Below are 25,810 nucleotides of genomic sequence, written 5' to 3' on the forward strand. Positions count from 1 at the left end.
CCGGCCTTTTTGTCTCCGCTAGAATTCGAAAATCTGCCGGAAGATGCCGGGGGCGATGACCGAGAGCGGGTTGATCACCAGGTTGGGCGAATCGAATGGGCCCGTCAGTTTGAAGGTGATGCCGATCAGGCCGCGGTCGGTACCGTTGCCAAGCAGGAAGCCGACGATCGGCACCTCGGCAAACAGCCGGTTCAAGCCGTAGGCGGGCATGAACGTGCCGGTCATGTCGGTGTTGCCCTTGGCATCCTTGATCGTTCCTTGGAACGTCGCCCCCACCTGGTCGCCGCGCACGACGCCGTTCTCGACGGACACCACACCCTTGCGGATGGACAGGTGCGCAAAGCCACGCTGGAAATTCTGCGCGCTGGTGTCGATATCGTGCTTGACGGCGGAGTTCAGGCTTTCGCCGTCCCGTCCCGCCGGCGTCGTGACGATGGATTGCAGCTTCTTCTCGTTGACGATGGAAAAACGCCTGATATCGATGGACCCGTCCCAGCTGTCGTCGCCGTCGGCGCGAAGGTTGAGATTGAGCAAGCCGCCTTTCAGGTGGCCGTAGACATCGACGAACCGTGCCACCGAGCCGGCGTCGCTGCTGGTGACATGGAACGTGCCACTCTGCCCGCCCTTTGTCATCTCCGTGACAACAGCCTGCCCGGTCCGGGTGACGCCGGAGAAGTCGGCCTGCGTCGCCTTGCCGTTGTTAAGCGCATAGACAAGGCTGACATTCCTGATCGTCTCGTCGTTGAAGCCGATGATCTTGTCGAGCTTGGCACGGATCGTCGCATCCGTCTTGTCGCTACCGCCGGCGTCGCCCTTGCTCGGCGCCTTCAATCGCGCCAGGATCGGCCTGATATCGGCGGCGTTGCCATCCACCCTCACGTCGTACGCGCCCTTTGTGCGCTTGATCGACAAGGCGAAATCGTCAACCGACGATAGCTTGATGCTCGAGAAGTCGGCGGATGACAATCCGGATTTGCCCACCTGGATGGAGCCGGTAGCCCCGAAGCCATCACCCTTTAGCGTGAAGTTCTTCAACGATGGCTGGTCGGCCGGCCCCGATGCCTCGAACTCGGCATTGGCAGCAATACCGCTTCCCTTCGACCAGCCGATCCAGGGCACGGTGAGCGCTGCCTTGGTCAGGTCGATCTTGATGTCCTGCCGGTTTTCATCGATCCGCGTGACCTTCACCTTCAGCGGCCCGTCGACGAAATCGGAGAGCCCCGGGAGGATGGTCTCCCGCTGCTGATTGGAAAGCGTCACGTCGACAACGCGCTCACGCTTGATGGACGATCCCTTTTCCGTTGGCTCGACCATATCGATTTGCGCCGGGATGCCGTCGATAAGCGCGTCTGCGGCGAGATGCACCTCCTGCGGATCGGCATCGATGGTACCGTCGACATTGGTGATCTTGCGACCGTCGAAGGCCTTCAGGACGTCGACCTTGTGGAGCTGCAGGCTGGCCTTCCAGACTGGTGGCGGCGGGTCCTGATCGTTGATCAGGCCAAGCGTCGCCTCGACATCCGCGTCGATCTTGCCGCTGAAATCCTCGGGCTTGAACTCGGTGCGCTGCAATACGCTCAAGGGTTTGAAGCTCAGCAACTCACCAACCGCGTCGCCATTGCCGGAAAGCGCCAGCTTCATCTTCGCGGTCAGCGGCTTGTCGTAAACCGCAGGAATGGAAAAGGTGCTCGGACCGACTGCGACCTGTCGGCCAGACGGAAAATACGACGTACCCTTGACGATATCGACAGAAATAACCGGACCCTTGAGGTCGAAGTGACCCGTCATGTCGCGGATAGGCGGAATTTCACCGGGCACGTTGAGGCGCGAACCGTTGATATCGAAAGCCAGATGGATCTCGTTTTCGTCCAGCCGCAGATTACCGGTTGCCGCCGCCTGGGCAAGCCGCCCGCCGGGAATGAACAGTGAAATCGTGGCGTTGCTCATGGCCCCGCCGAACAGGTTGCCCTGTACCCAGGTGCGCGCTTTAGGCGACATCCAGAAAGGCCACAGCTGTTTGACGGCAGCGGCCTGCAGCTGCTCCGCCTGGGCGCCGAAGCTGATTTCCGGCGAACCCGGCGCAATGCGCAGCCGCAAGGAACCAAACAGCGATCCCATCGGCGTGGTGATGCCGATGGTGTCGAGTTTCAGCTCCTTGTCGGCCGTCATGTAGCGGCCATTGGCATGGCCATCGAAGCTGAGCGGAGCTTCACCGGCTTCAGAAGTCGCTGCCGTCGCGTTGGCGATCCGGAAATCGACGCCAAAACCCTTGGCAGCGGTCGGATCGACCCGGTCGAGGTCGATAACCGAACCGAAAAACGGCACGACCGTCGATTGGAACGTCGCCAGCGACTTGTTGATCTCGAGCGCCTGGCGATCCGAATTGTAGCTGAGATTGATATCCGCGCCGGAAATCTCCTGCGCATCGCGGTCCATATAGAGCGTGCCGGGCAGCACCTTGATGGCGGCTGTCAGCTTGGGATCGACACCCGATGCGCCACGGGTAGACGACAGCGAGACGTCCGCAAAGCCGGTAATCCCCTGCCGCGGCGTCCCGTTCGAATCGTAAGCCATCGACAGCGGCACCAGATCGAGGTGGCGGATCACGGCCGTCATCGACGACGGCCGATCGGCCTCCTGGGTGGCATTCACATCCAGCGACGCCACTGAGCCGTCGATCGATAGCTGGCCTTTCAAGCGCAGCGTGTTGGGCGTCGGACGTGAAAACGCCAGCTGGTCGATCACCAGCGAAATCGGCGTGCCACCGTCCTGTCTTGCGAGCTTTACGGCAAGGCCGGATATCTCGACGGCATCCGTACCGCCGCGTTCAACGAAATGCTGCAGGAAATCGAGATTGGAGAATGCCGATTCCAGCGCGGTCGGGATGCTGTCTACCCGGAGATTGGCGACATCGATAGGCTCGCTCTGCGGCAGCAGCGCGGTGTCGAGAGCTATACCCTTGGCCCGGACTGTTGCGATTGCGATTCGGCCCTGAACGAGCGCAAACGGATCGAGAACCATGCGCACGGCGCCCATGGTCGAGAGGTGCTTCCCGGTTTCCTGGTCGACGACATTGACGTCGCTCGCCTCGAGCGCGAGTTGCATGTCGGAGGTGAACCGCAGCACCGTCGAGCCGACCTCGGCCTTGTAGCGCGGTCCGATGGCGTTATCGAGGGCAGCCTGGGCCTTGACCGAGAGCGGTTCGTCGAAGATCCCGCTCTCGATGCTGGCGATGACGACACCGGCGATCAGCACGATAAAGATGGCGAAAACGCCGGTTATGCGGGTCGCATGCCAGACATGTCCACGGCGGCGACGGCGGCGGCGCGGGCTATTGACGATAATCGGATCGTCGACCTGCGAGGACGGCATTTGATCGAGCGGAACCAGATCCTTCTTGCGGAATTTCAACTTTTCGCCCCGGATCAATCCACCGCGTCCTTCTGTCATGCGTTTTTACAGTTGACGGTCCGCAAGAGCGGCGCCAAGCACATTTCACTATATCGGCATAGTCGGTATAGTCATCAAAATCCCGGCAAAAGAAAGGTTTTCCCATGACAGAACTCAGTGTCGGCGCAAATGCGCCCGCTTTCGATCTTCCACGTGACGGGGGCGGAAACGTCTCCCTTGCAGCGTTTCAGGGCAAGCCTGTCGTACTGTTCTTCTACCCTAAGGACGACACGTCGGGATGCACCACCGAATCAGTGGCCTTCACTGGTCTCGCATCGGAATTCGAGAAAGCCGGTGCAGTGGTAATTGGCATGTCGCCGGATTCCGTCAAGAGCCACGACAAGTTCGTAAAGAAACATTCCCTTGGCGTCATCCTCGCTGCCGACGAGGAAAAATCCACGCTGGAAGCCTATGGCGTCTGGAAGGAAAAGAGCATGTACGGCAAGAAATACATGGGCGTCGAGCGCACCACCGTGCTGATTGGTGCAGATGGCCGAATCGTCAGGATCTGGGAGAAGGTCAAGGTGCCCGGTCACGCCGAGGAGGTCCTGGAGGCCGTCCGTGCGCTCTGAGCGCGACGCGGACGCCGTGACAGTCTCCGATGTGCAAGCCGCCGCCATCGTCTCGCTTCGCGGCGGGGCGATCGCGGCCATCGGTGCGTGCGATGTCGAGCGCAAAGCCGAGCTTGCGCAGGAGACCGCCAGACGCTGGTTCGCCCGCGTCCTGTCGCTGCGCTCGCCGCTCGACCCTGTCCTGCCGGATCGCCCGGGACGCCCGGCAAAGCCGGAACTGATCCCGCCGAAGAATATGGAAAAGCGGTCCCTTCACAGTGTAAAGGGCCGCATTGCGCTTCTCCACGCCATCGCTCATATCGAATTGAATGCCGTTGACCTCGCGCTCGACATCGTCGCCCGCTTTGCGACCGAAAAGGTCCCGAACTCGTTTTTCGATGGCTGGATGCAGGTTGCGTTCGAGGAGGCGAAGCATTTCCGGCTGGTGCGTCAGAGATTGCAGCAGCTTGGCGCCGACTACGGCGACCTGCCCGCCCATGACGGCCTGTGGCAGGCAGCCCACGCCACCCGGACCGACCTGACGGCGCGCCTGGCCGTCGTACCGCTCATTCTTGAGGCACGCGGCCTCGACGTGACGCCGGCGCTGCAGACCAAGATGCGCGAAACCGGAGACTTCGAAAGCGCCGCCGTCCTCGATGTCATCTACGAGGATGAAAAGGGCCACGTCGCGGTTGGCGCCAAGTGGTTCAGATTTCTCTGCGCCCGCGAGAAACGCGATCCGGTCGCAACGTTCCAGGCGCTCGTCCGCAGCAATTTCAGGGGTCCTCTGAAGGCGCCCTTCAATGATATTGCACGTGCCGAGGCCGGCTTGACGCCGTCCTTCTACCGCTCGCTGACCTCCACCAACCGCAGTTGATTTTGCAAACGATTTTGCCGCAGGCAAGCCTGCGGAAAGGCTTTGTTAACCATGCTCGTGCCTAATCCTGCCTGCAGCGCAGAAACGCTGCGGTGGGAGAATCGCCGTGGGAAACGGACAGCAGAACAGGATTTTTGGCGGCGCCCGGCAGCAGCATGTCATCATCCTCGCCAGCGGCGACAAGGTCCGGCACATGACGCTGCGCCCCTGGATGATGGCATCCGCCATCGGATGCGCTGCAATCCTCGTCATCGGCTATCTGCTGGCAACCTCCTATCTCGTCCTGCGTGACGATCTGATCGGCGCCACCATGGCCCGCCAGGCGCGCATGCAATATGATTACGAAGACCGAATTGCCGCATTGAGGGCGCAGGTTGACCGCGTCACCTCGCGCCAGTTGCTCGACCAGCAGGTAGTCGAGCAGAAGGTCGACAAGCTGATGCAGCAGCAGATGTCGCTCTCGTCGCGTCACGGCAAGCTCGATGCATTGCTGGACCGGGCCGAAAGCTCGGGCGTCATCGACAAGCAGCCACCGGCCCCCGGTGCAGATCATGCCGAATTGACCGCCCGACAAAAGGCCCTCGAACTGGCCAACGCCGGTAGCCCTGCGGAAGTCACCCCCGACAACTCGACGCTCGCCTACCTGCCCGCCAAGGAAACCGTCGCCGACCATGCCGACCGGGTGTTCTCCAAGGTCACCCTGTCGCTGAAGAAGATCGAGCAGGACCAGCTGAAGCGCATCAAGCGGCTGACCGATGGCGCCGACGACACAGCCGATAACATCCAGTCGATCATCAAGACGGTGGGCGTCACAGTTCCGGCGTCCCCCGCCGCGATCGATGACGATGGAGGCGTCGGGGGCCCTTTCCTGCCGCCGGAGAATGTCGACCCGTTCGACCAGTCGCTGGCAAATCTCGATACGGCGCTGACGCGGCTTGAAGCAGCGCGCGGAACGGTCGAACAGCTGCCCTTCCGCAACCCCGCACAGGGCAAGCTGATCACCAGCCCGTTCGGCAACCGCAAGGACCCCTTCTTCGGCAAGCTGGCGCTGCATCCCGGCGTGGATTTCCATTTCGATCCCGGCGAGGCCATCAAGGCAACGGCGCCGGGCAAGGTCGTTTCGGCAGGCTGGGCCGGCGGCTATGGCAACATGGTGGAAATAGACCACGGCGATGGCATCTCGACACGCTACGGTCATATGGCAGCCATCACCGTCCAGGCCGGCGATACGGTCAAGGCCGGCGAGCAACTCGGCCTTGCCGGCAGCACGGGACGGTCGACCGGAACCCATCTCCACTACGAAGTCCGCGAGGACGGACGTCCCGTTGACCCGATGTACTTCGTCAATGCAGGCATCAAGCTTGCCAGCTATATCAATTAGCTAGCCTTGCAATTTATCGCTTTGCCCGGGGCATTTTTGTCCCTATGATCATGACAGCAATGCAACAGGCCACCGCGCGACGGAATTTTTTTACCCCGCGCGCCGGGAACACTCCCTCGTTGCCTCATTTCCTTGACTTCAGGGCGTTTTGATACTATGTGGCGCTGCATTGCGGCATACAGCCTGTCGACTCATCGTGCGGTCGACCAAACCGAAACGGAAACAGTTTTCCCTTTGACCACATTTGCTGACCTTGGCCTGAGCCAAAAAGTCCTATCCGCTGTCACCGACGCGGGCTACACCATCCCTACTCCGATCCAGGCCGGCGCCATCCCGTTTGCGCTGCAGCGCCGCGATATCTGCGGCATTGCGCAGACCGGAACAGGCAAGACCGCCTCGTTCGTGCTACCGATGCTGACCATGCTCGAAAAGGGTCGGGCCCGGGCGCGCATGCCGCGCACGCTGATCCTCGAGCCGACGCGCGAACTGGCAGCCCAGGTGGCTGAGAACTTTGAAAAATACGGCAAGAACCACAAGCTGAATGTCGCGCTGCTGATCGGCGGCGTGTCGTTCGAAGAGCAGAACAAGAAGCTCGAGCGCGGCGCCGACGTGCTGATCTGCACGCCTGGACGCCTGCTCGACCATTGCGAACGCGGCAAGCTGCTGATGTCAGCCGTCGAGATCCTGGTCATCGACGAAGCCGATCGCATGCTCGACATGGGCTTCATCCCGGACATCGAGCGCATCGTCAAGATGATCCCGTTCACCCGCCAGACGCTGTTCTTCTCGGCCACAATGCCGCCGGAAATCCAGAAGCTGGCCGACCGCTTCCTCCAGAACCCGGAACGCATCGAAGTATCGCTGCCGTCCTCGACGGCAAAGACCGTGACGCAGCGTTTCGTTGCCTCGCACGGCAAGGATTACGAAAAGCGCGCGACACTGCGCGACCTCATCAACGCCCAGACGGATCTCAAGAACGCGATCATCTTCTGCAACCGCAAGGTCGATGTTGCCGATCTCTTCCGCTCGCTCGAGCGCCACGGCTTTTCAGTCGGCGCGCTGCACGGCGACATGGACCAGCGCTCGCGCACGACGATGCTGCAGAATTTCCGCGATGGCCAAATCCAACTGCTGGTGGCATCCGACGTTGCCGCACGCGGCCTCGATCTGCCCGATGTCGGCCACGTCTTCAATTTCGACGTTCCGATCCATTCGGAAGACTATGTCCACCGCATCGGCCGCACGGGACGTGCCGGTCGCTCGGGCGCAGCATTCACGCTGGTGACCAAGCGTGATACGAAGTATATCGATGCCATCGAGAAGCTGATCGATCAGAAGATCGAATGGCTTAACGGCGACCTGAACGCTCTCCCGCCGGCAGATGAAAGCCAGGAAACCGAACGTCCGCGCCGTGGCAGCAGCCGCGACAAAGACAAGGAACGCGGTCGCGGCAGAGGTCGTTCTGCACCGAGCCATCCCGTTCACAAAGCTGATATCGACGTGGTTGATACTGTCGTTCAACCCGTCGAAGTTGCACCCGTACCAAAGGCCGAAGTTGTGAAGAACGAGCGCAAGATCGAGACTAACAAGCCGCAGAACAATAATTCTCGCAACAATCCCGGCCGCCCTTACCCGGCAAACGATGACAATCGCGAACGTCGTGCCCGCTATCATCGCGACCAGGACGACGGCCCGACACCGCTGGGTTTCGGAGACGACATCCCTGCTTTCATGCTGATCGTCACTGCCGCCAAGGTCTGATGACTGCACCGGGCACCGATTTTCCGGGGCTGGGCACCGGGCTTGCCATCCTTCGTGACGGCAAGCTTCTGCTCTATAAGCGGATGAAGGCGCCCGAAGCCGGATTTTGGAACATCGTCGGCGGCAAGATCGACCTGATGGAAGCCTCCGCCTCTGCTGCCAAACGCGAGGCAGGGGAAGAGTGTGGTCTCCAGATTGGACAGATCGATCTGCTCTGCACGACGGAGCAGATCATCGAGGCGGACCGCCAGCACTGGGTGTCCCTGATTTACGTCTGCACGGATTTTGCCGGCGAGCCATCGCTGATGGAGCCGGACAAATTATCCGAATTCGGATGGTTCAGCCGCAACGCGCTGCCAAGCCCGCTTTCTGCCTTTACCAGGGCTGCCATCGACCACCTAGACACCGATCTCTTTCCCTGACTTCAGCCGTTACTTCTCCGTCCGCAGCGCCGCCTCGTATGCAAGCCGCACCCATTTTGCCATGACATCGGGATCGTCGAACGCATCCTCCGGGATCGACCAATACGGCATGAACACCGGCTTGCCCTTCTTCCCCTCGTACGACCAGCGCCTGGCGCCGGCCGATTCGAAAGCGGGCGAACTGACATCGTCGGCCTTCAGCAGCATCTCGTCGCGAAAATCCAGGGCGATGATCCGGCCCTGATGATAGACGCCCTTGCCGCCGAACATCCGCTTGATTGTCACCGGCCCGAGTGCCGCAAACATTTCCTCGATATCAAGATTGTCCAAGACCTTACTCCTTCAGAGTGCCACCGGCTGCAAGGACGGCATCGGGCGTATCGACATCGAGATGCGCAGCACGACCGATCTCGACATCGACAACCGGCAGGCCGCACCCATCGATTATACCGCGCGCACCCACATCGCCCCTCAGTGCCATCACGGCTGAGCGCAGCGAAATCGGCAGGATCACCGGGTTGCCACGCTCTCCATCCGAGACCGCGCGGACGATAGCCTCGCCGCCGGCCGCTTGAAACGCCTGGATCAGCGCCATGAGATCGGAGGTTTCGACGCCGGGCATGTCGGCCAGCATCACCAGCACGCCAACGCTCCCCGACGCCGACACGGCGCCGAAACCAGCGACGAGAGAGCTGGCCATACCGCTTTCGAAATCCGGATTATAGACGTTTTCGATATCGAGCCCCGCCAGTGCGGCCGTTATTTCTAGATGTCTGTGCCCGGTGACAACGAAGACCGGCGCGCCCGTTGCGCAAGCCCGTTCTACCATGACCGTCACCAGCGGGATGCCATCGAATGTTGCCAGCAGCTTGTGCGGACCACCCATGCGGCTGGCTTTACCGGCTGCCAGCACCACGATTGCAACGGAATAGCGTGCGATCTTTTCCGGCATCAGGCTGCCTCCCCAGCCGAGGATGGGGACCGGCGACGCCATGACTGGATAATCTCCGCCAGAATGGCGACGGCAATTTCGGCGGGGGTCACGGCCCCTATGTCGAGCCCGATTGGCGCATGTATCCTCGAAAGGTCCGGATCGCCAAACCCCTCCGCCTGCAAACGCAGCAGGCGCGCGGCATGGCTCCGTCGACTGCCCAGCGCACCGACATAGAAGCACCCGGCTTGCAGCCCAGCGCCGATGGCGTAGTCGTCGATATCAGGCTCATGCGCCACCGCCACCACAGCGGTGTGGCGATCCACCACCAGCTTTTCCCTTGGCCAGCCGACGATAAGCTGCGCCGACTCGAAGCCATCGGCAGACGAAAAGCCGATCCGGGGATCGATGATCGTGAGATCGAATCCCGCCACACTCGCCATCGACGCCAGTGCTCGACTTATCCGCACCGCGCCGATGACGACGATTCTAGGTTCTGGCACATGGATGTTGAGGAAAAGCTGGCTTCCGTCGAGTGCAATCTTCGACGATCTGCCGCTCCGGAATGCAGATGTGACCGCATCGCCAAGAGCGCCGTCGATCCCTTCGCCTTCGACCACAAGCCGCTCCGTCCCATCCACGAGATCGGTGACGACAACAGCGGCATGCCGGTCACGACGCAAAGAACATAGCTGGCTAAGCGTTTCCATTCGCATCAGCCTACCTTCTCGATGTAGACCTCGATCCTGCCACCGCAGGAGAGGCCGACAGCGCGGGCCACCTCGTCGGTCACCCGGAAATCCATGAGCCTCCCGGCGCCGGTCGCGATGACCTCGAGCGCTGCAGCAACCACGTCGCTCTCGATGCAACCGTTCGAGAGCGTACCCTCTGTGGCACCGTCCGCGGAGACCACCATCTGTGTTCCCACCGGCAGCGGCGCCGAACTCCATGTCTCGGTCACCGTCGCCAGTGCCACTGCCGTGCCGGAAGCAGCCCATCTTTCGGCTGTATCGAGGACATCCGTTCCTGCAAGTATCGACATTGGTCCTCCTGGACCCCACAAAAGATGGGGAATGCATGGCAATCAAGCGCCGATAGCCAAAGTTAAAGTCAGGCCGGCATGTGTCAACACGCCGCCCGGACGAAGATCTATCGGCCAACGGCGTGGTAGTCGCGGTGCATGTAGAGCAGAGCCGGGCGTCGCTCACTGAAACGCACAGCCACCACTTCCCCGAAGATGACGTTGTGGGTCGTGCCGCGCGTCACATCGACAACCTTGCAATCGAAGGCAGCGAGGGCGTCGACCAGAACGGGCGCGCCGGTCGCCAGCGTGTCGAAACCGCCCATGGCAAAGCGCTCGTCGGTGGACAGCTGCGTCTTGCCGGAGAAGGCATCGGCCAGCACCTGATGATGGGCGCCGAGTGCGTTCAGCGAAAAGATGCCGCTCGCGAGGAAGATGTCGTTCTTGGCATTGCCGCTGTTGAGGCAGACGAGCACCGTCGCTGGATTGTCGGAGACCGAGCAGGCCGCCGTGATCGTCACGCCGCGACGGACACCCTCATGCACGGTCGCAACCAGCTGCACGTGGCCGGCGTAGCGGCTCATGGCGTCTCTGAAATGGGCCGGATCCAACGACTGTTCCAAGCGATCTCTCCCATTCTGCTGCTGGCATCGCCAATATGGAGCCCACGCGCCAGCTTTTCCACCATGCTCAGGTGAAAGCACGTCTTGTACCGGATTTTCTTTGACGGCAGGGAGTGGTCCGATAAAAGAACAGGAGAAACAATCGGGATTTTCCTTTCATGAACAGGCTGCGTCGATCCCTGCTCGCCCTGGCGCTGCTGTCTGCGGCGGAAAGCAGCCATGCGGCCGGCGTTTCCATCGGCGTGGTCGCGCCCCAGAACGGCACCTTCGCATCGCTCGGCGCCCAGATGATTGCCGGCGCAAAATTCCAGGCACAGGCCGCCAACGACGCCCTGACGACAGTTGACGAACCCTGCACCGAAAACAGCGGCCAGGTCATCGCCGACGCCCTGATCAAGGCCAAGGTGCAAATCGCCATCGGCTTCCTCTGCAGCGATTCGCTGGAAGGTGCGCTTCCGCGCTTGAAAGATGCCGGCATCCCTGCCATCACCGTGTCCGTGCGCTCGCATATCCTGATGGAAGATGCGTTGAAGAACGGCTGGCCGTTTTTCCGTCTCGCCCCGGCAGACAGCGCCGAGGCAAAGCGGATAATCGGCGTCATCCTGCAGAACTGGGCCTCGCAGCCGCTGGCGCTGGTCGATGACGGCACCATCCATGGCCGGGAACTCGTCGATGCCGTGCGCACCGGCCTTGACGAAAACGGCCTGAAACCGGTCTTCAACGACACGCTTCGTCCCGGTCAGGATCAGCAGATCAGCCTCGGCAGGCGCCTGAAAAAGGCTGGCGCCACAGCCCTGCTTGTCGGCGGAGACCGCAGTGACGTCGCAATCATCGCCCGCGATGCGGCAGCGGACAAGGATGCCCTGCAGATCATGGGAGGCGATGCGATGCGGGCTGCCGACCAGCCCATTCCGCTTGCCGACGGCGTGCTTGCCGTGACCATACCGGACTATGCCAGCCTTCCCCCGGCCGCACAGGCTGCCAAAGCCTTGCGCGACGCCGGTGTCGAGCCGGAAGGCTACGTCCTGCCGACGGCGGCGGCTGCCCTGATCGCCGACCAGGCCGTCACCGCAGCGCTGGCGGACAAGACCCCAGTCGCCGCGAAGCTCGTGGGAACGACATGGCAGACACCGGTCGGCCCCGTCGCCTTCGGCAACGATCACGAATTGACCGAGAACCCCTATCGCCTGCTGGAATGGCGCGACCATCGCTTCCAGCCGCCGGTCTCGCCCGGCAACTAGCCGGCAAGCCCCTGCCCGGGTGGAGTGCTGGCGGCGCGTCGTTGCCGTTCCTCCCATCCGGTGATAATCAAGCGTCAGATGACTTTGGAGTTTCCCCGACCATGCCGTTGCCGATCCGAATTGCCCCTTCCATTCTCGCCGCCGACTTCTCCAAGCTGGGCCAGGAAGTCCGTGACGTGACCGCGGCAGGCGCCGACTGGATCCACCTCGACATCATGGACGGACACTTCGTGCCCAACATTTCGTTCGGCGCCGATGTCATCAAGTCCCTGCGCAGTTTTACCGATGCCACTTTCGACTGCCATCTGATGATCGAGCCCGTCGATTTCTACCTGGAAGCCTTTGCCAAGGCCGGTTGCGACCGCATCACCGTGCATGCCGAGGCTGGCCCGCATCTGCATCGCTCGCTGCAGACCATCCGCAATCTCGGCAAGAAGGCCGGCGTCACACTCAATCCGGCGACCCCATTGTCTGTGCTGGAAAACGTGCTCGACGATGTCGACCTGATCCTCATCATGTCGGTCAACCCAGGCTTTGGCGGGCAGAAGTTCATCCCCGCAATGGCCGACAAGATCCTCAAGGCCCGGCAGATGATCGGCGACCGACCGATCGAGCTCGAGGTCGATGGTGGCGTGACCGTGGAAACCGCATCGATGATCACCGCAGCCGGTGCGAATGTGCTGGTCGCAGGGTCGGCAATCTTCAAGGGCGGCTCGGCTGAAGCCTATCGCAAGACGGTCGGCGATCTGCGTGCCGCTGCTGAGCAGGGCCGCGTTGGCGCGGCGTGAGCCGTCGCTGATCGACAAGGCGGCGCGGACAACGACCGTACCGCTGCATCTGACAGGCGCTGTTGCCTGGGGCGCCCTGATGACGCTTTCCGCGGCACTGGCGCTCTACCGGCACAACGGCCTGCAGACGGACCGGCTCGACAGCCTGCTGATCGTCTATTTCCTCGGCGGCGCCCTCGCCTGGCCTCTTGCTGTAACGGCGGCTGGCTGGTTATCGGGCGGCAAACCGGTGGAGACACGCTTTGCTGCCTGCCTGCTTTGCCTGGCGCTCGCAACCATGTCGATGACGGCTTTTCTCTTCGCGCTCGACTACCGCGTCTTCTATTCGCGCTGGCATGCACCGGCCGGATCGCTCATCTGGATGTTCCAGTTCGTCTTCACCGGTGCCAGTGCGGTCTATCAGTTCGGTGTGCTCGGCAGCCGCCTGTTTCTGCCGCTCGGGCTCATCTGGCTGCCGACGGCAAGCTACTATCTGGCGCGACGCCTGCGATGAGCGCCCGCCAAGCGTTGAGATTGTCATCCGTCTTTGCTAAAGGGGCGGCAAGCCTTGAAATTCCTGCTGTTGAAGAAAGCTGAGAGCTTATGATCCCTCGCTACTCCCGACCGGACATGGTCGCCATCTGGTCGCCCGAAACGAAGTTCCGCATCTGGTTCGAGATCGAGGCCCATGCCTGCGATGCGCTGGCAAGCCTCGGTGTCATACCGAAGTCCGCGGCCGAGACGATCTGGGAAAAAGGCGGCAAGGCAACCTTCGACGTCGACCGTATCGACGAGATCGAAGCCGTCACCAAGCACGACGTCATCGCCTTCCTGACGCATCTGTCGGAAATCGTCGGCCCGGATGCCCGCTTCGTCCACCAGGGCATGACATCCTCCGACGTCCTCGACACCACCTTCAACATCCAGCTTGTGCGCGCCAGCGACCTGCTGCTGGCCGATCTCGACCGCCTGCTCGCGGCGCTGAAGACCCGCGCCTTCGAGCATAAGGACACGGTCCGTATCGGTCGCAGCCACGGCATCCACGCCGAGCCGACCACCATGGGCCTGACCTTTGCCCGCTTCTACGCCGAGATGGTCCGCAACCGCGCCCGCCTCGTCGCCGCCCGCACAGAGATCGCAACCGGCGCTATCTCCGGCGCCGTCGGCACCTTTGCCAACATCGATCCGTCAGTCGAGGAATATGTCTGCGAGAAGCTCGGTCTTGCTGCCGAGCCGGTGTCCACACAGGTCATCCCGCGCGACCGCCATGCCATGTATTTCGCCACGCTGGGCGTGATCGCCTCCTCGATCGAAAACGTCGCCATCGAAATCCGCCACATGCAGCGCACTGAGGTCCTGGAGGCGGAGGAATTCTTCTCGCCCGGCCAGAAAGGCTCGTCGGCGATGCCGCACAAGCGCAACCCGGTGCTGACCGAAAACCTGACGGGCCTCGCCCGGCTGGTGCGCATGGCGGTTATCCCCGCCATGGAAAACGTTGCCCTCTGGCACGAGCGCGATATCAGCCATTCGAGCGTAGAGCGCGCGATTGGTCCAGACAGCACCATCACGCTCGACTTTGCACTCAACCGGCTTGCCGGCGTCATCGAAAAGCTGGTCATCTATCCCGAGAACATGCTTCGCAACATGAACAAGTTCAAGGGCCTGGTCATGAGCCAGCGCGTGCTGCTCGCCCTCACCCAGGCCGGCGTTTCGCGCGAGGATTCCTATCGCCTCGTCCAGCGCAATGCCATGAAGGTCTGGGAACAGGGCAAGGACTTCCTCGAAGAACTGCTTGCCGACCCCGAAGTCCGCGCCGCGCTTTCCGAAGAAGAATTGCGCGAGAAATTCGACCTCGGCTACCACACCAAGCATGTCGACACAATCTTCCGCCGCGTTTTCGGCTGACGATCCTAAGGCGGCAGCGTCTGGCTCCGCCTTCATCCCGGCACCGGCGTGTTCAGCTCACAGATGGCAGAAGCATGAAAGTATCCGAAGCAGATATCCTCATCGTCCCCGGCTATACCAACTCCGGTCCTGACCATTGGCAGACGCGCTGGGAGCAGAAGCTCAGCACGGCGCGGCGCGTCGAGCAGGCGGAGTGGTCGAAGCCGGTGCGAGACGACTGGGCAGCCCGCATCGCCGAAGAGGTAAATGCCTCGACCAAGCCCGTGGTTCTGATCGCCCATTCGCTGGGCGTGCCCTCGGTGCTGCATGCCATCCCGCATTTCAAGAAGCCTATTGCCGGCGCCTTCTTCGTGGCCCCACCAGACGTTACCAACCCGGAAATCCGCCCGAAGCACCTGATGACCTTCGGCCCCTATCCGCGCGATACACTGCCCTTTCCATCGATGACCATCGCCAGCCGCAACGATCCTTTCGGCACCTATGAGCACGCCGAGGAGATTGCCAAGAGCTGGGGGTCTACCTTGATCGACGCTGGCGAGGCCGGCCACATCAACGCCGATTCCGGCCATGGTCCCTGGCCCGAGGGCACGATGGTCTTTGCGCAGTTTCTCAGCAAACTGAAACCATAAAAACTCCCCTGACTGTTTGAGGGCAAAGTTACATTAGCTTTTCCGCTTATGTTGTTTATCTCAAATTAATCAAATGCACCCACAGTATTGGCAGTGTCTGTGGGTGCTCCTTTGACTTGGTTTTCAAACGATGAGACGCGTTTCGACGGCGTGACGGCGGGCGTCTTCGATGTTCTCCATCGCGTTCCCGTAGCAACCCTTGCCGTCTCGCTGGCCGACCATTGCATGGTCTACGCCAACGCAGCATTCTGTGCGCAGTTTGGTACTCCCACCGGGCATAAGACGGTGGATGAACTTACTCTACCCGACGACCTTCCCCTTCTTCGCAGGCAGTTGAACGGGCTTTCAAGCGAGCCCAGCGTCGAAGCCGTCTCGATGCGGCTGCGGGGCAACTCGGATCGTCCAATCTGGGTTTCGGCGTCCTTCACGAAGCTTGCGACACCGGAAAATTGCATCCTCATCCAGCTGGCCGATATCGACCGTGAAAAACGCCTCATCGAAGACCTCGGCGAAAAGGAAAGTCGCTGGAACTCGGCACTGACAGGCTCGGGGCTCGGGGTCTGGGATCACGACTTCGTCAAGGGACGGTTGAGCTATTCCGAGACCTGGCGAAAAATGCGCGGCTACACGTCGGAGGAGGAAGTCGACGCTGCACTTGAAAACTGGATCCTGTCCGTTCACCCGGACGATCGCGACTATGTGTTGAAGTCCATCGAGCTGCAAAATTCAGGCAAGGCCGTGAGCGGCACCTTTTGCTACCGGGAGCGTCACAAGGACGGCCACTGGATCTGGATGGAATGCCGCGGCGCCGGCGTCGAATGGGACGAGCACGGCACTCCCACCCGAATTATCGGTACCGATATCGACATCACCGCCCGCAAGGCTGCCGAGGAGTTGCTGACACACACGTCGAGACGGCTCGATCTGGCGCTCGATGTCTCCGGCATCGGTGTCTTTGAGGCTAATTTGGATACAGGGGTTGTCGAGTGGGACCATCGCCTGCTCGTCATCTACGGCCTGCAACATACGCCGAGCCTCAAGCGGCTCGACGCATGGATCGAAACCATCCATCCCGATGATCGGGAGAGAATCGAGAGGCATCTCCAGGACCATCTAGCCGCCCGCGAGGCTTTCGAGCAGGAATATCGGATCGTCCGGCCCGATGGTACGGTCCGTGTCATCCGCGGGCGCTCGACAACATTTGTGGACGGCAGCGGCACCAACAGGATGATCGGCGCCAACTGGGATGTGACGACCGAGGTCGGGCTCCGGGACGAGCTTAACCGCGCCAAGGAACTCGCAGAAGCCCGTAACATCGAACTTGAACTGGCCAAGGAGAAAATCGAGCACATCGCTCTCCACGACCACCTGACCGGGCTTCCCAATCGCCGCTATCTCGATCGTATGCTCTCGGCACGAGCCGAAGAGTGCCGCGCTGATGGCACGGTCCTCGTGGTCCTCCATGTCGACCTCGATCGCTTCAAGCAGATCAATGATACGCTGGGTCACCGCGCCGGTGACATGATGCTCAAGCATGCCGCCTCCGTGCTGCGCGATGGCGTCGCCGCCGGTGATTTCGTCGCGCGGATCGGCGGCGACGAATTCGTTATCGTCTGCACCCGGAAGGCATATTCAAGGAAGATTTCCGGCCTCGCCGAACAGGTTATTCGCGAACTGCACAAGCCGGTTCGCTACGAAGGCCACGATATCCGGTTCGGCGCCAGCATCGGCATCGCCTTCGACAGCGGCGACGACCTCGATGCCAAGCAACTGCTGCTGAATGCCGATATCGCGCTTTACCGCGCCAAGGGCAGCGGTCGAAACAGGCACGAGTTCTTTTCGCTGGATGCCCGCCAGCATATCGTCACCACCAAGCGCCTATCGGATGAAATCCTCCTCGGCATAGAGCGCCATGAATTCATACCGTTTTACCAGCCGCAGTTCTCTGCATCCACGCTGAACGTCATCGGCGTCGAGACGCTGGTGCGTTGGCAACATCCCGAGCATGGCATCCTGTCTCCCGACCGCTTCATGTCGACGGCCGATGACCTCGACGTCGTCGCCGTGCTCGACCGTCTCGTCTTGGAAAAAGCCCTCGCGGACCAGCAGTCATGGCGCGACGCCGGGATCGATATCCCGAAAATCTCGGTCAATGTCTCCGCCCGCCGGCTGGCTGACCCCAATCTCGGCAAGGCGTTGCGCGCGCTGAAGATCAAGCCCGGTACGGTGTCCTTCGAGCTGCTCGAATCGATTTCCCTCGACCAGTATGGCGAGACATCCCTTGCCAACCTGAAGCGTCTGAGGCGATTCGGCATTGACATCGAAATCGACGATTTCGGCACAGGCCATGCCTCCATTGTCGGCCTCCTCCGCTTGAGCCCCAAGACCCTCAAGATCGACCGCGAACTCATCAAGCCCCTGGTGGCATCGGCGGAGCAACGGCGGCTCGTCGGGTCGATCATCGAGATCGGTCGTTCGCAGAAGATCGGCGTCACCGCAGAGGGCGTCGAGACTATGGAGCATGCCCGGATCCTTGCCGAACTCGGCTGCGACAGTCTGCAGGGCTATGCGCTCGCGCGCCCGATGCCGGCTGCGGAAATTCCCGCCTTCATCCGCAGCGAGTGCTGGCGCCCCGACCGCAACGTCCAGGCCGCCTGAGAACGCCTAGAGGCCGCCCGCAGCGACGGTCTTGCGACCTTTCGCGCCGTCTGAATATTCGTCGTAAAGTTTGTCATCCCGGTGATACATTACGATTCCCGCGACTTTGACAGCCGAGGGCGGATTCGGAGGAAGGAGAGGCAGGCGCATTGTGAATTTGCTTCTTTTCCTTTATGGGGACGCCCAGAGATTGATCCCTACGCGCCATCCCAAGGGCGCCAACGACAGAGAATTACAAGATGAACCGTCGCCGCCGTATCTACGAAGGCAAGGCAAAGATCCTTTATGAAGGACCCGAGCCTGGCACGCTGATCCAGTTCTTCAAGGATGACGCGACCGCCTTCAACAAGAAAAAGCATGAAGTCATCGACGGCAAGGGTGTACTCAACAACCGCATCTGCGAGTACATCTTCAACCATCTGAACAAGATCGGCATCCCGACCCATTTCATCCGCCGCCTCAACATGCGCGAGCAGCTGATCAAGGAAGTCGAGATGATCCCGCTGGAGATCGTCGTGCGCAACGTTGCCGCCGGATCGCTGGCAACGCGTCTCGGCATCGAGGAAGGTGTCGTCCTGCCGCGCTCGATCATCGAATTCTATTATAAGTCCGATGCCCTCAACGACCCCATGGTGTCGGAAGAGCACATCACGGCCTTCGGCTGGGCCAACCCGGCCGAACTCGACGACATCATGGCGTTGGCCATCCGCGTCAACGATTTCATGACGGGCCTGTTTCTCGGCGTCGGCATCCAGCTCGTCGACTTCAAGATCGAATGCGGCCGCCTATTCGAAGGCGACATGATGCGCATCATCCTCGCCGATGAGATCTCGCCGGATTCCTGCCGTCTCTGGGACGTCGAAACCCATGAGAAGATGGACAAGGACCGCTTTCGCCGCGATATGGGCGGACTGCTGGAAGCCTATTCCGAGGTCGCCCGTCGTCTCGGCATCATCAATGAAAATGAGCCCGTGCGCGGCACGGGACCGGTTCTCGTCAAGTAAAAAGGCAGGAAGACACCAGTGATCAAGGCTCGCGTCACCGTCACGCTGAAGAACGGCGTTCTCGACCCCCAGGGCAAGGCAATCGAAGGCGCGCTCGGCGCTCTCGGTTTCGAAGGCGTGGACCATGTCCGTCAGGGCAAGGTTTTCGACGTCGTCCTCGACGGTACCGACAAGGTCCGCGCCGAGGCTGACCTCAAGTCCATGTGTGAAAAACTCCTCGCAAACACGGTCATCGAGAACTATACTATAGCTCTCGACTGAGGGTTGTGGACAAGGTCCAATGACTGAGGCAACGCAGGAACTGATGTACGAGCTGATGAAGCGAATCCAGGGGGACGTTGCAGGCCTCAAGGAGGGCCAGCGTGACCTGCGACAGGAGATGTCCAGCTTGCGCGGACAGTTCCACTTGTTGCAGGGCGACTTCAATAATCTGCGTAATACCGTTGGTCACATAGACATTCGTCTCGAGCGCATCGAAAATCGCCTCGAACTTCGTGAACTTGCAGAAGCACAAGCTAGGTTTGAACCGCACCCATGAAATCAGCAGTCGTTCAGCTTCCAGGCCTAAACCGCGATCGTGATATGATCGCTGCCTTGACAAAAATCTCCGGCGTTGCGCCAATCACCGTCTGGCAGACGGAGACGGAAATCCCGGATGTCGACCTCATCGTCATTCCCGGTGGCTTTTCCTACGGCGACTACCTTCGCTGCGGCGCCATTGCAGCGCGCATGCCAGTCATGCGGGCAATCAAGGAAAAGGCCGAACAGGGCGTCAAGGTTCTCGGCGTCTGCAACGGTTTCCAGATCCTCGTCGAGGCCGGCATGCTGCCCGGCGCGCTAATGCGCAACGCCTCGCTGAAGTTCGTCTGCAAGGAAATCAAGCTCGAAGTCGTCAATGCGGACACAGACTTCACGCGCGCCTATGAAAAGGGCCAGGTGATCCGTTGTCCGATCGCCCATCATGACGGCAATTACTTCGCGGATGCCGAAACGCTGGCTTCCATCGAGGGCAACGGCCAGGTTGTTTTCCGCTACCTCGAAGACGGCAATCCCAACGGCTCGATGAACCATATTGCCGGCATCATCAACGCCAAGGGCAATGTGCTGGGCATGATGCCGCACCCGGAAAACCTGATCGAGGCCGCTCATGGCGGCTCGGACGGGCGTGGCCTATTCGCCTCCGCACTCGACATTGTCGCGGCCTGAGACATTCCTGACATTCTGCCATTGACCGGCGCGTTCTCCCTGAATGCGCCGCAAAGGCAGCTTATTGGCTCGTGAATTGGCGACGCGAGTTCGGCCCGACAGATTGAAAGACAGATTGATGCGCATTTCTACCAACGGAATTCTGACAGCCGCCGCCCTCTCCGCCTTGGCAGTCTTTGCCGCTTCATGCCAATCCAAGCGCGCCCCTGAGGTCACGCTGACCCAGCCCCGCACAGCGCTGTCGACGATGGAGCGTGTTGCGGTTGCCGCCCACGGCTGCTGGTTCAAGTCATCCGACCCCGCCTTCGCGCGCTACACGATGGCCCCGGAGCTGAATTCCTTCACCGGTCGGCCGCGTTTCCTCGTTGTTGAGCGCAGCCAGCCGACCGGCCGCCCCTTGCTCGTCGTCCAGGCAGAAGGCAACCCGGCGAAGCTTGCTGCCTTCGGACCGCTGATGAACGGTCCAAACTCGGCTCGCATCACCTCAGACATCAACCGCTGGGCCGGCGGCACCAAGGGCTGCTAAAAATCAGAAGCCGGCTACTCCCAGAAAAATGACTTCGCGACCTCCCGCCGGACCTCTGCGGGAGTGAGGCCTATGTCGCGCAACTGATCCATGGAAAGCGCACGCAGCGCCCGGCGGCTACGCTTCTTTTCGGACCACACCGCCATCCGCTCTATGATGCCGGCAGCAAAAGCCGTGGGACGAAGACGCCGCTGCGGTGCGTCGCTATAGATTGCACCCCGCGCTTCCCTAATTGTATCGATTGTACCCATCGCATCCACCTTACTGTCGAGAAAAATCTGCCGTTTGCATTTTCGCCCAGACGCCGGTCGTAATCTTGACTTTGAACGGGTACAATGGCACGATTGTCACCATGACAAATTGGCTTCCAGACATTTCCAGTGGTACGGGTCCGGTTTACGTGCGGGTCGCCGACAGCATTGAAACCGCGATCAGCCACGGCATATTGCCGCCGGGCGCAAAGCTGCCGCCGCAACGCAATCTGGCCTTCGACATCGGCGTGACCATCGGCACCATCAGTCGCGCCTACGCCCTAGTGCACGAACGAGGATTGGTTGCCGGCGAGGTCGGGCGCGGCACATACGTGCTTGACCGCGAGCACAGCAAGCCGATCACCCAGATGGATCCCATCACGCAGGCCCTGTCCGGCACGCGCGGCATGGAGGCGCCATTGGCCACGGTTCGCTTGGATACGACGGCAGCTCCCGATATCGGACAGGGCGAGATCATCGGCCGCCTGTTTGCCGATATCAGCCGCGAAAAGAGCATGGAGATCTCGTCATACTCCCGCACGTTCCCCGCCAGTTGGTCGGTTGCCGGGCAAGCCTGGCTTTCTCGAAACGACTGGCGGCCGGCGGTCGAAAATGTCGTTCCGACGCTTGGCGCCCATGCCGCAGCAATCGCGGTCATTGCGGCAGTCACTTCGCCGGGGGACAAGATCGTCTTCGAGAACCTCACCTATACTCAGGTCAGCCGCGCCACCCGGCTGCTCGGGCGCCGCGCGATCCTCGTAGAATCTGATGAGCAGGGCATCATTCCTGATGATTTCGAGCGCCTCTGCCAGCAACAGCATCCACGCCTCGCCTTCCTGATGCCAACCGCCCATAACCCGACGCTGACGACGATGCCGGAAGCACGCCGCCGTGCCATCGCCGCAATTGCCCGACGGCACAGCGTCTGGCTGATCGAGGACGACATCTATGGCGGGATGACCGGAGACCAGACGCCGCTGATGGCAAGCATTGCGCCGGAACGCACATTCCTGGTCAGTGGACTGTCGAAGTCGGTGACGGCGGGCGTGCGCGGCGGCTGGGTCGCCTGCCCGCCACACTTTGCCCAGCGCGTGAAGGTGACGCACAAGATGTCGACCGGAGGACTGCCGTTCATCCTTGCAGAGACTGGCGCGCGTCTCGTCCACAGCGGTCACGCCCTGTCGCTTCGAACCCGCACGGTGGCAGAGATAGCGACGCGCGAGGCGATGGCGCGGGAAGCCTTTGCCGGCTTCGAATTCTCATCCGAGCCGCATATTCCATTCCTGTGGTTGAAACTGCCGGAGCCGTGGCTGTCGGGAACGTTCAAGAACGCGGCGCTGGCGGAAGGCGTGCTGATCGACGACGAGGACGAGTTCAAGGCAGCCCGGACGGAAAAAGTCTATCACCGGGTTCGCATTGCCTTTTCATCTCCCCAGGACCGCAGCGTCGTGCAATCGGCCTTCATGACCTTGCGCCGGCTACTCGAAAACGGCTCTGCGGGTTACGATAGCGATAGCTAAAGCAACTGTGGCATTTTGGTGTCAGCCTCCCGGAAAGCGTGAACGCCCTACCGCGACTGCTTTACGCAACATGAGCCGGTGCTACGAATTGGTTGCTGCACCGATTCGTGCACGTGGTTGTTGGAGGTTCTGATGCGCCTGAATGGTACCTTACGTCGCCTGGCCTTCATCAGTGCGGCGTTAGCGTCCGTCGCTTCCGGGTCCTCCGTCACTGCAGCGGACATGAGCCAGGCCCCTGCCGATACTACCAGGATCTTCGACGAACTGCGCTTCGGCGCAAGCGCTTCGATCCAGACCGGACACGATCACGAAAACGGCGTCTTTCCGGATGTCCAGGTGCTCTTCAATCCGTTCGGGTACAATCCGGCCGGCGACTGGAAGGACCAGATCACCCACCCCCGCATCCATATCGGCACATCCATCGGCACCGGCGGATCGGCTGACCAGCTCTACAGCGGCCTGACCTGGACGATGACCTATTCGAGCGGCATTTTTACGGAAGCCGGCTTCGGCGGTGTCATTCACAACGGCAACCTGACGGCCGAGAACGATGGCCCCAAGCTCGGCTGTCATCTACTGTTTCATGAATATCTCGGCGCAGGCTATAATTTCGACAGCCACTGGAGCCTGATGGCGCAGGTTGCACACTCCTCGCACGCCGATCTCTGCAATGGCCCTAATGCCGGCATGACCCGCGCCGGGCTGCTGGTTGGCTACAAGTTCTGATAGCGACCTTGCGCTTTCCTGTGTGATGGCCGCGTTGAGTGGCCATTTTCCTATCGCACGATCAGACCACATGCGCTAAAGAGACCTTAAATCCCCTTCAGGTCAGGACTCTCCAGCGCTCATGACTCTTTCCAATACCATTCAGATTACCCCAGAACTCATCGCCGCCCACGGCCTCAAGCCGGATGAATATCAGCGCATTCTGGATCTGATCGGTCGGGAACCCAGCTACACCGAGCTCGGCATCTTTTCGGCGATGTGGAACGAGCACTGCTCCTACAAGTCCTCGAAGAAATGGCTGCGTACACTGCCGACGACAGGCGCCCGCGTCATTCAGGGGCCCGGTGAAAATGCCGGTGTTGTCGATATCGATGACGGCGACTGCGTCGTCTTCAAGATGGAGAGCCACAACCATCCGTCCTACATCGAGCCCTACCAGGGCGCGGCGACGGGCGTCGGCGGCATCCTGCGCGACGTCTTCACCATGGGTGCCCGCCCGATTGCGGCGATGAATGCCCTGCGCTTCGGCTCCCCCGATCACGCCAAGACACGCCATCTCGTCTCCGGCGTCGTAGCCGGGGTCGGCGGATACGGAAATGCCTTCGGTGTTCCGACGGTCGGCGGAGAAGTCGAATTCGACGCACGCTACAATGGCAACATCCTGGTCAACGCCTTTGCGGCCGGCCTTGCCAAGTCGAATGCCATCTTCCTGTCGGAAGCCAAGGGCGTCGGCCTGCCCGTCGTCTACCTCGGTGCCAAGACCGGCCGCGACGGCGTTGGCGGCGCGACCATGGCCTCAGCGGAATTCGATGAGCAGATCGAGGAAAAACGCCCGACCGTGCAGGTTGGCGACCCCTTTACCGAAAAGTGCCTGCTGGAAGCCTGCCTCGAGCTGATGCTGACCGGTGCCGTCATCGCCATCCAGGACATGGGCGCTGCCGGCCTCACCTGCTCCGCCGTCGAAATGGGCGCCAAGGGCGACCTCGGCATCGAACTCAATCTCGACCTGGTGCCGGTGCGCGAGGAGCGCATGACGGCCTATGAAATGATGCTGTCGGAAAGCCAGGAGCGCATGCTCATGGTGCTGCAGCCGGAAAAGGAAGACGAAGCCAAGGCGATCTTCGTCAAATGGGGCCTCGACTTTGCCATCGTCGGCAAGACCACGGACGACCTGCGCTTCCGTGTGCTGCATCAGGGCGACGAAGTGGCCAACCTGCCGATCAAGGATCTCGGCGACCAGGCACCGGAATATGACCGCCCATGGCGCGAGTCGGACAAGCGGGCCGCCCTGCCCGCCAATCTCGTCGCAGCCCCGGACGACTACGGCCAGGCGCTGCTGTCGCTGGTAGGCTCCGCCAACCAGTCGAGCCGCCGCTGGGTCTACGAGCAGTACGATACGCTGATCCAGGGCAATTCCCTGCAGCTTCCCGGTGGCGACGCCGGCGTCGTGCGCGTCGACGGCCATCCGACCAAGGCGCTGGCCTTCTCCTCCGACGTGACGCCTCGCTATGTCGAGGCCGACCCGTTCGAAGGCGGCAAGCAGGCCGTTGCCGAATGCTGGCGCAACATCACGGCCACGGGTGCCGAGCCGCTGGCCTCGACCGACAACCTCAATTTCGGCAATCCGGAAAAGCCGGAGATCATGGGCCAGCTGGTCGGCGCCATCAGGGGCATCGGCGAAGCCTGCCGCGCCCTCGATTTCCCGATCGTCTCCGGCAACGTCTCGCTCTACAACGAGACCAACGGCGTCGCCATCCTGCCGACCCCGACCATTGCCGGCGTTGGCTTGCTGCCTGACTGGAGCAAGATGGCCCGCATCGGCGGCGCCTCTGAAGGCGACCACATCCTGATGATCGGCGTCGATGGCAGCCATCTCGGCTCGACGATCTACATGCGCGACATTCTCGGCGACACCAGCGGCCCCGCGCCCGAGGTCGATCTGTTTGCCGAACGCCGCAACGGCGATTTCGTCCGCTCTGCCATCCGCAACGATCAGGTCACCGCCTGCCACGACATTTCCTCCGGCGGCCTCGTGTTGACGCTTGCAGAAATGGCGATGGCCTCGGACAAGGGCATGGAGATCACGCTCGGTGAATGCCGCGGCCAGCCGCATGCGCTGCTTTTCGGCGAGGACCAGGCCCGCTACGTCATCGCGGTAAAGCCTGAGATCGCCGACTTCGTCTGCATCAATGCCGAAAATGCCGGCGTGCCTTTCCGTCGTCTCGGCAAGGTTGGTGGCAATGCGCTGGTGATCGACACGCTTCTGTCGGTTCCCGTCGACCGGTTGCGTCATGCCCATGAATCGTGGTTTCCTGCCTTCATGGACGGCAGCGCCTTGGCCGCTGCCGAATAAGGGGAGT

Annotated in this window: 26 protein-coding genes; 19 read left to right on the forward strand and 7 right to left on the reverse strand. The window is 61.3% G+C overall.

Going from position 1 to position 25,810, the window contains the following annotated elements:
- Positions 1 to 18 precede the first annotated feature (18 nt).
- Positions 19 to 3,450, reverse strand: coding sequence for an AsmA-like C-terminal region-containing protein (locus J5274_RS13260; RefSeq protein WP_202617101.1), 3,432 nt, complete (start codon positions 3,448 to 3,450; stop codon positions 19 to 21).
- A 104-nt stretch (positions 3,451 to 3,554) separates the two neighbouring features.
- Between J5274_RS13260 and J5274_RS13265 the strand changes: the two genes are divergently transcribed.
- The 5 genes from J5274_RS13265 (at position 3,555) to J5274_RS13285 (ending at position 8,442) form a co-directional block, all read left to right on the forward strand.
- A complete protein-coding gene (locus J5274_RS13265) occupies positions 3,555 to 4,022 on the forward strand; it encodes a peroxiredoxin (protein ID WP_142829150.1) in 468 nt (155 codons plus the stop codon).
- Complete coding sequence (locus J5274_RS13270; RefSeq protein WP_374113723.1) at positions 4,012 to 4,878, forward strand: ferritin-like domain-containing protein; 867 nt, start codon at positions 4,012 to 4,014, stop codon at positions 4,876 to 4,878. The genes J5274_RS13265 and J5274_RS13270 overlap by 11 nt, the downstream gene beginning before the upstream one ends.
- 106 nt (positions 4,879 to 4,984) lie before the next feature.
- Positions 4,985 to 6,259 (forward strand): M23 family metallopeptidase, encoded by a 1,275-nt coding sequence (locus J5274_RS13275; protein ID WP_162854763.1) that lies wholly within the window; start codon positions 4,985 to 4,987, stop codon positions 6,257 to 6,259.
- A 234-nt stretch (positions 6,260 to 6,493) separates the two neighbouring features.
- Positions 6,494 to 8,020 carry a DEAD/DEAH box helicase gene (locus J5274_RS13280; RefSeq protein WP_142822806.1) on the forward strand — a complete coding sequence of 509 codons (1,527 nt, stop codon included), beginning with the start codon at positions 6,494 to 6,496 and terminating at the stop codon, positions 8,018 to 8,020.
- On the forward strand, positions 8,020 to 8,442 hold the full coding sequence (locus tag J5274_RS13285) for an NUDIX domain-containing protein (protein ID WP_142822808.1): 423 nt from the start codon (positions 8,020 to 8,022) through the stop codon (positions 8,440 to 8,442). The genes J5274_RS13280 and J5274_RS13285 overlap by 1 nt, the downstream gene beginning before the upstream one ends.
- A gap of 9 nt (positions 8,443 to 8,451) precedes the next feature.
- On the opposite strand, the gene J5274_RS13290 is transcribed toward J5274_RS13285, so the two are convergent.
- The 5 genes from J5274_RS13290 to J5274_RS13310 all read right to left on the reverse strand — a co-directional run bounded on the left by J5274_RS13290 (position 8,452) and on the right by J5274_RS13310 (position 10,978).
- Positions 8,452 to 8,772 (reverse strand): TfoX/Sxy family protein, encoded by a 321-nt coding sequence (locus J5274_RS13290; protein ID WP_111221896.1) that lies wholly within the window; start codon positions 8,770 to 8,772, stop codon positions 8,452 to 8,454.
- 4 nt (positions 8,773 to 8,776) lie between these two features.
- Positions 8,777 to 9,436, reverse strand: coding sequence for an NTP transferase domain-containing protein (locus tag J5274_RS13295; RefSeq protein ID WP_142822809.1), 660 nt, complete (start codon positions 9,434 to 9,436; stop codon positions 8,777 to 8,779).
- Complete coding sequence (locus tag J5274_RS13300) at positions 9,394 to 10,083, reverse strand: XdhC family protein (protein WP_307877635.1); 690 nt, start codon at positions 10,081 to 10,083, stop codon at positions 9,394 to 9,396. Before J5274_RS13300 ends, J5274_RS13295 begins: the two co-directional genes overlap by 43 nt.
- A gap of 5 nt (positions 10,084 to 10,088) precedes the next feature.
- On the reverse strand, positions 10,089 to 10,415 hold the full coding sequence (locus J5274_RS13305) for an XdhC family protein (protein WP_142822811.1): 327 nt from the start codon (positions 10,413 to 10,415) through the stop codon (positions 10,089 to 10,091).
- A gap of 107 nt (positions 10,416 to 10,522) precedes the next feature.
- Positions 10,523 to 10,978 carry a flavin reductase gene (locus J5274_RS13310; protein ID WP_142823586.1) on the reverse strand — a complete coding sequence of 152 codons (456 nt, stop codon included), beginning with the start codon at positions 10,976 to 10,978 and terminating at the stop codon, positions 10,523 to 10,525.
- 197 nt (positions 10,979 to 11,175) lie between these two features.
- On the opposite strand from J5274_RS13310, the gene J5274_RS13315 reads away from it, so the two are divergent.
- The 11 genes from J5274_RS13315 to J5274_RS13365 all read left to right on the forward strand — a co-directional run bounded on the left by J5274_RS13315 (position 11,176) and on the right by J5274_RS13365 (position 20,953).
- Positions 11,176 to 12,258: an ABC transporter substrate-binding protein gene (locus tag J5274_RS13315; RefSeq protein ID WP_142822813.1), complete on the forward strand. Its 1,083-nt coding sequence runs from the start codon at positions 11,176 to 11,178 to the stop codon at positions 12,256 to 12,258.
- 101 nt (positions 12,259 to 12,359) lie between these two features.
- Entirely contained in the window at positions 12,360 to 13,046 is a 687-nt protein-coding gene (rpe, locus tag J5274_RS13320) for a ribulose-phosphate 3-epimerase (protein ID WP_142822815.1), read from the forward strand.
- Between the two features lie 7 nt (positions 13,047 to 13,053).
- Positions 13,054 to 13,539: a hypothetical protein gene (locus J5274_RS13325; protein WP_142823587.1), complete on the forward strand. Its 486-nt coding sequence runs from the start codon at positions 13,054 to 13,056 to the stop codon at positions 13,537 to 13,539.
- 89 nt (positions 13,540 to 13,628) lie between these two features.
- Positions 13,629 to 14,930: an adenylosuccinate lyase gene (purB, locus tag J5274_RS13330; protein ID WP_142822816.1), complete on the forward strand. Its 1,302-nt coding sequence runs from the start codon at positions 13,629 to 13,631 to the stop codon at positions 14,928 to 14,930.
- Positions 14,931 to 15,004: 74 nt separating this feature from the next.
- Entirely contained in the window at positions 15,005 to 15,559 is a 555-nt protein-coding gene (locus tag J5274_RS13335) for an alpha/beta hydrolase (RefSeq protein ID WP_142829152.1), read from the forward strand.
- A 111-nt stretch (positions 15,560 to 15,670) separates the two neighbouring features.
- Positions 15,671 to 18,217, forward strand: a complete 2,547-nt coding sequence (locus J5274_RS13340; protein WP_142822819.1) for a bifunctional diguanylate cyclase/phosphodiesterase — start codon at positions 15,671 to 15,673, stop codon at positions 18,215 to 18,217.
- A 239-nt stretch (positions 18,218 to 18,456) separates the two neighbouring features.
- Positions 18,457 to 19,221 (forward strand): phosphoribosylaminoimidazolesuccinocarboxamide synthase, encoded by a 765-nt coding sequence (purC, locus tag J5274_RS13345; RefSeq protein ID WP_111221888.1) that lies wholly within the window; start codon positions 18,457 to 18,459, stop codon positions 19,219 to 19,221.
- A gap of 18 nt (positions 19,222 to 19,239) precedes the next feature.
- Positions 19,240 to 19,482 carry a phosphoribosylformylglycinamidine synthase subunit PurS gene (gene purS / locus J5274_RS13350; protein WP_142822821.1) on the forward strand — a complete coding sequence of 81 codons (243 nt, stop codon included), beginning with the start codon at positions 19,240 to 19,242 and terminating at the stop codon, positions 19,480 to 19,482.
- A 19-nt stretch (positions 19,483 to 19,501) separates the two neighbouring features.
- Positions 19,502 to 19,759, forward strand: a complete 258-nt coding sequence (locus tag J5274_RS13355) for a hypothetical protein (RefSeq protein WP_142822823.1) — start codon at positions 19,502 to 19,504, stop codon at positions 19,757 to 19,759.
- Positions 19,756 to 20,427, forward strand: coding sequence for a phosphoribosylformylglycinamidine synthase subunit PurQ (gene purQ / locus J5274_RS13360; RefSeq protein ID WP_142822825.1), 672 nt, complete (start codon positions 19,756 to 19,758; stop codon positions 20,425 to 20,427). Before J5274_RS13355 ends, purQ begins: the two co-directional genes overlap by 4 nt.
- Before the next feature lie 118 nt (positions 20,428 to 20,545).
- Entirely contained in the window at positions 20,546 to 20,953 is a 408-nt protein-coding gene (locus tag J5274_RS13365) for a hypothetical protein (RefSeq protein ID WP_142822827.1), read from the forward strand.
- A gap of 14 nt (positions 20,954 to 20,967) precedes the next feature.
- Here the strand turns inward: J5274_RS13365 and J5274_RS13370 are convergent, their stop codons facing one another.
- Positions 20,968 to 21,204 carry a DUF1127 domain-containing protein gene (locus tag J5274_RS13370; RefSeq protein WP_142822828.1) on the reverse strand — a complete coding sequence of 79 codons (237 nt, stop codon included), beginning with the start codon at positions 21,202 to 21,204 and terminating at the stop codon, positions 20,968 to 20,970.
- A gap of 101 nt (positions 21,205 to 21,305) precedes the next feature.
- Here J5274_RS13370 and J5274_RS13375 point away from each other — a divergent pair, with 101 nt between their 5' ends.
- The 3 genes from J5274_RS13375 to purL all read left to right on the forward strand — a co-directional run bounded on the left by J5274_RS13375 (position 21,306) and on the right by purL (position 25,803).
- Positions 21,306 to 22,724, forward strand: coding sequence for a PLP-dependent aminotransferase family protein (locus J5274_RS13375; protein ID WP_142822830.1), 1,419 nt, complete (start codon positions 21,306 to 21,308; stop codon positions 22,722 to 22,724).
- 132 nt (positions 22,725 to 22,856) lie between these two features.
- Positions 22,857 to 23,450: an acyloxyacyl hydrolase gene (locus J5274_RS13380; protein WP_142822832.1), complete on the forward strand. Its 594-nt coding sequence runs from the start codon at positions 22,857 to 22,859 to the stop codon at positions 23,448 to 23,450.
- A 121-nt stretch (positions 23,451 to 23,571) separates the two neighbouring features.
- Positions 23,572 to 25,803 carry a phosphoribosylformylglycinamidine synthase subunit PurL gene (purL, locus tag J5274_RS13385; protein ID WP_142822834.1) on the forward strand — a complete coding sequence of 744 codons (2,232 nt, stop codon included), beginning with the start codon at positions 23,572 to 23,574 and terminating at the stop codon, positions 25,801 to 25,803.
- The last annotated feature ends 7 nt before the right edge of the window (positions 25,804 to 25,810 follow it).

Source organism: Rhizobium sp. L51/94 (genome assembly GCF_019355555.1).
Classification (GTDB): domain Bacteria; phylum Pseudomonadota; class Alphaproteobacteria; order Rhizobiales; family Rhizobiaceae; genus Rhizobium; species Rhizobium rhododendri.

Excerpts from the sequence above, each read along its gene's own strand:
- J5274_RS13260 (WP_202617101.1), bottom strand. The coding sequence starts at position 3,450 with ATGACAGAAGGACGCGGTGGATTGATCCGGGGCGAAAAGTTGAAATTC.
- J5274_RS13265 (WP_142829150.1), top strand. The coding sequence starts at position 3,555 with ATGACAGAACTCAGTGTCGGCGCAAATGCGCCCGCTTTCGATCTTCCA.
- J5274_RS13285 (WP_142822808.1), top strand. The coding sequence starts at position 8,020 with ATGACTGCACCGGGCACCGATTTTCCGGGGCTGGGCACCGGGCTTGCC.
- J5274_RS13295 (WP_142822809.1), bottom strand. The coding sequence starts at position 9,436 with ATGGCGTCGCCGGTCCCCATCCTCGGCTGGGGAGGCAGCCTGATGCCG.
- J5274_RS13300 (WP_307877635.1), bottom strand. The coding sequence starts at position 10,083 with ATGGAAACGCTTAGCCAGCTATGTTCTTTGCGTCGTGACCGGCATGCC.
- J5274_RS13305 (WP_142822811.1), bottom strand. The coding sequence starts at position 10,415 with ATGTCGATACTTGCAGGAACGGATGTCCTCGATACAGCCGAAAGATGG.
- J5274_RS13310 (WP_142823586.1), bottom strand. The coding sequence starts at position 10,978 with ATGAGCCGCTACGCCGGCCACGTGCAGCTGGTTGCGACCGTGCATGAG.
- J5274_RS13315 (WP_142822813.1), top strand. The coding sequence starts at position 11,176 with ATGAACAGGCTGCGTCGATCCCTGCTCGCCCTGGCGCTGCTGTCTGCG.
- rpe (WP_142822815.1), top strand. The coding sequence starts at position 12,360 with ATGCCGTTGCCGATCCGAATTGCCCCTTCCATTCTCGCCGCCGACTTC.
- purB (WP_142822816.1), top strand. The coding sequence starts at position 13,629 with ATGATCCCTCGCTACTCCCGACCGGACATGGTCGCCATCTGGTCGCCC.
- J5274_RS13335 (WP_142829152.1), top strand. The coding sequence starts at position 15,005 with ATGAAAGTATCCGAAGCAGATATCCTCATCGTCCCCGGCTATACCAAC.
- purC (WP_111221888.1), top strand. The coding sequence starts at position 18,457 with ATGAACCGTCGCCGCCGTATCTACGAAGGCAAGGCAAAGATCCTTTAT.
- J5274_RS13355 (WP_142822823.1), top strand. The coding sequence starts at position 19,502 with ATGACTGAGGCAACGCAGGAACTGATGTACGAGCTGATGAAGCGAATC.
- purQ (WP_142822825.1), top strand. The coding sequence starts at position 19,756 with ATGAAATCAGCAGTCGTTCAGCTTCCAGGCCTAAACCGCGATCGTGAT.
- J5274_RS13365 (WP_142822827.1), top strand. The coding sequence starts at position 20,546 with ATGCGCATTTCTACCAACGGAATTCTGACAGCCGCCGCCCTCTCCGCC.
- J5274_RS13370 (WP_142822828.1), bottom strand. The coding sequence starts at position 21,204 with ATGGGTACAATCGATACAATTAGGGAAGCGCGGGGTGCAATCTATAGC.
- J5274_RS13375 (WP_142822830.1), top strand. The coding sequence starts at position 21,306 with ATGACAAATTGGCTTCCAGACATTTCCAGTGGTACGGGTCCGGTTTAC.
- J5274_RS13380 (WP_142822832.1), top strand. The coding sequence starts at position 22,857 with ATGCGCCTGAATGGTACCTTACGTCGCCTGGCCTTCATCAGTGCGGCG.
- purL (WP_142822834.1), top strand. The coding sequence starts at position 23,572 with ATGACTCTTTCCAATACCATTCAGATTACCCCAGAACTCATCGCCGCC.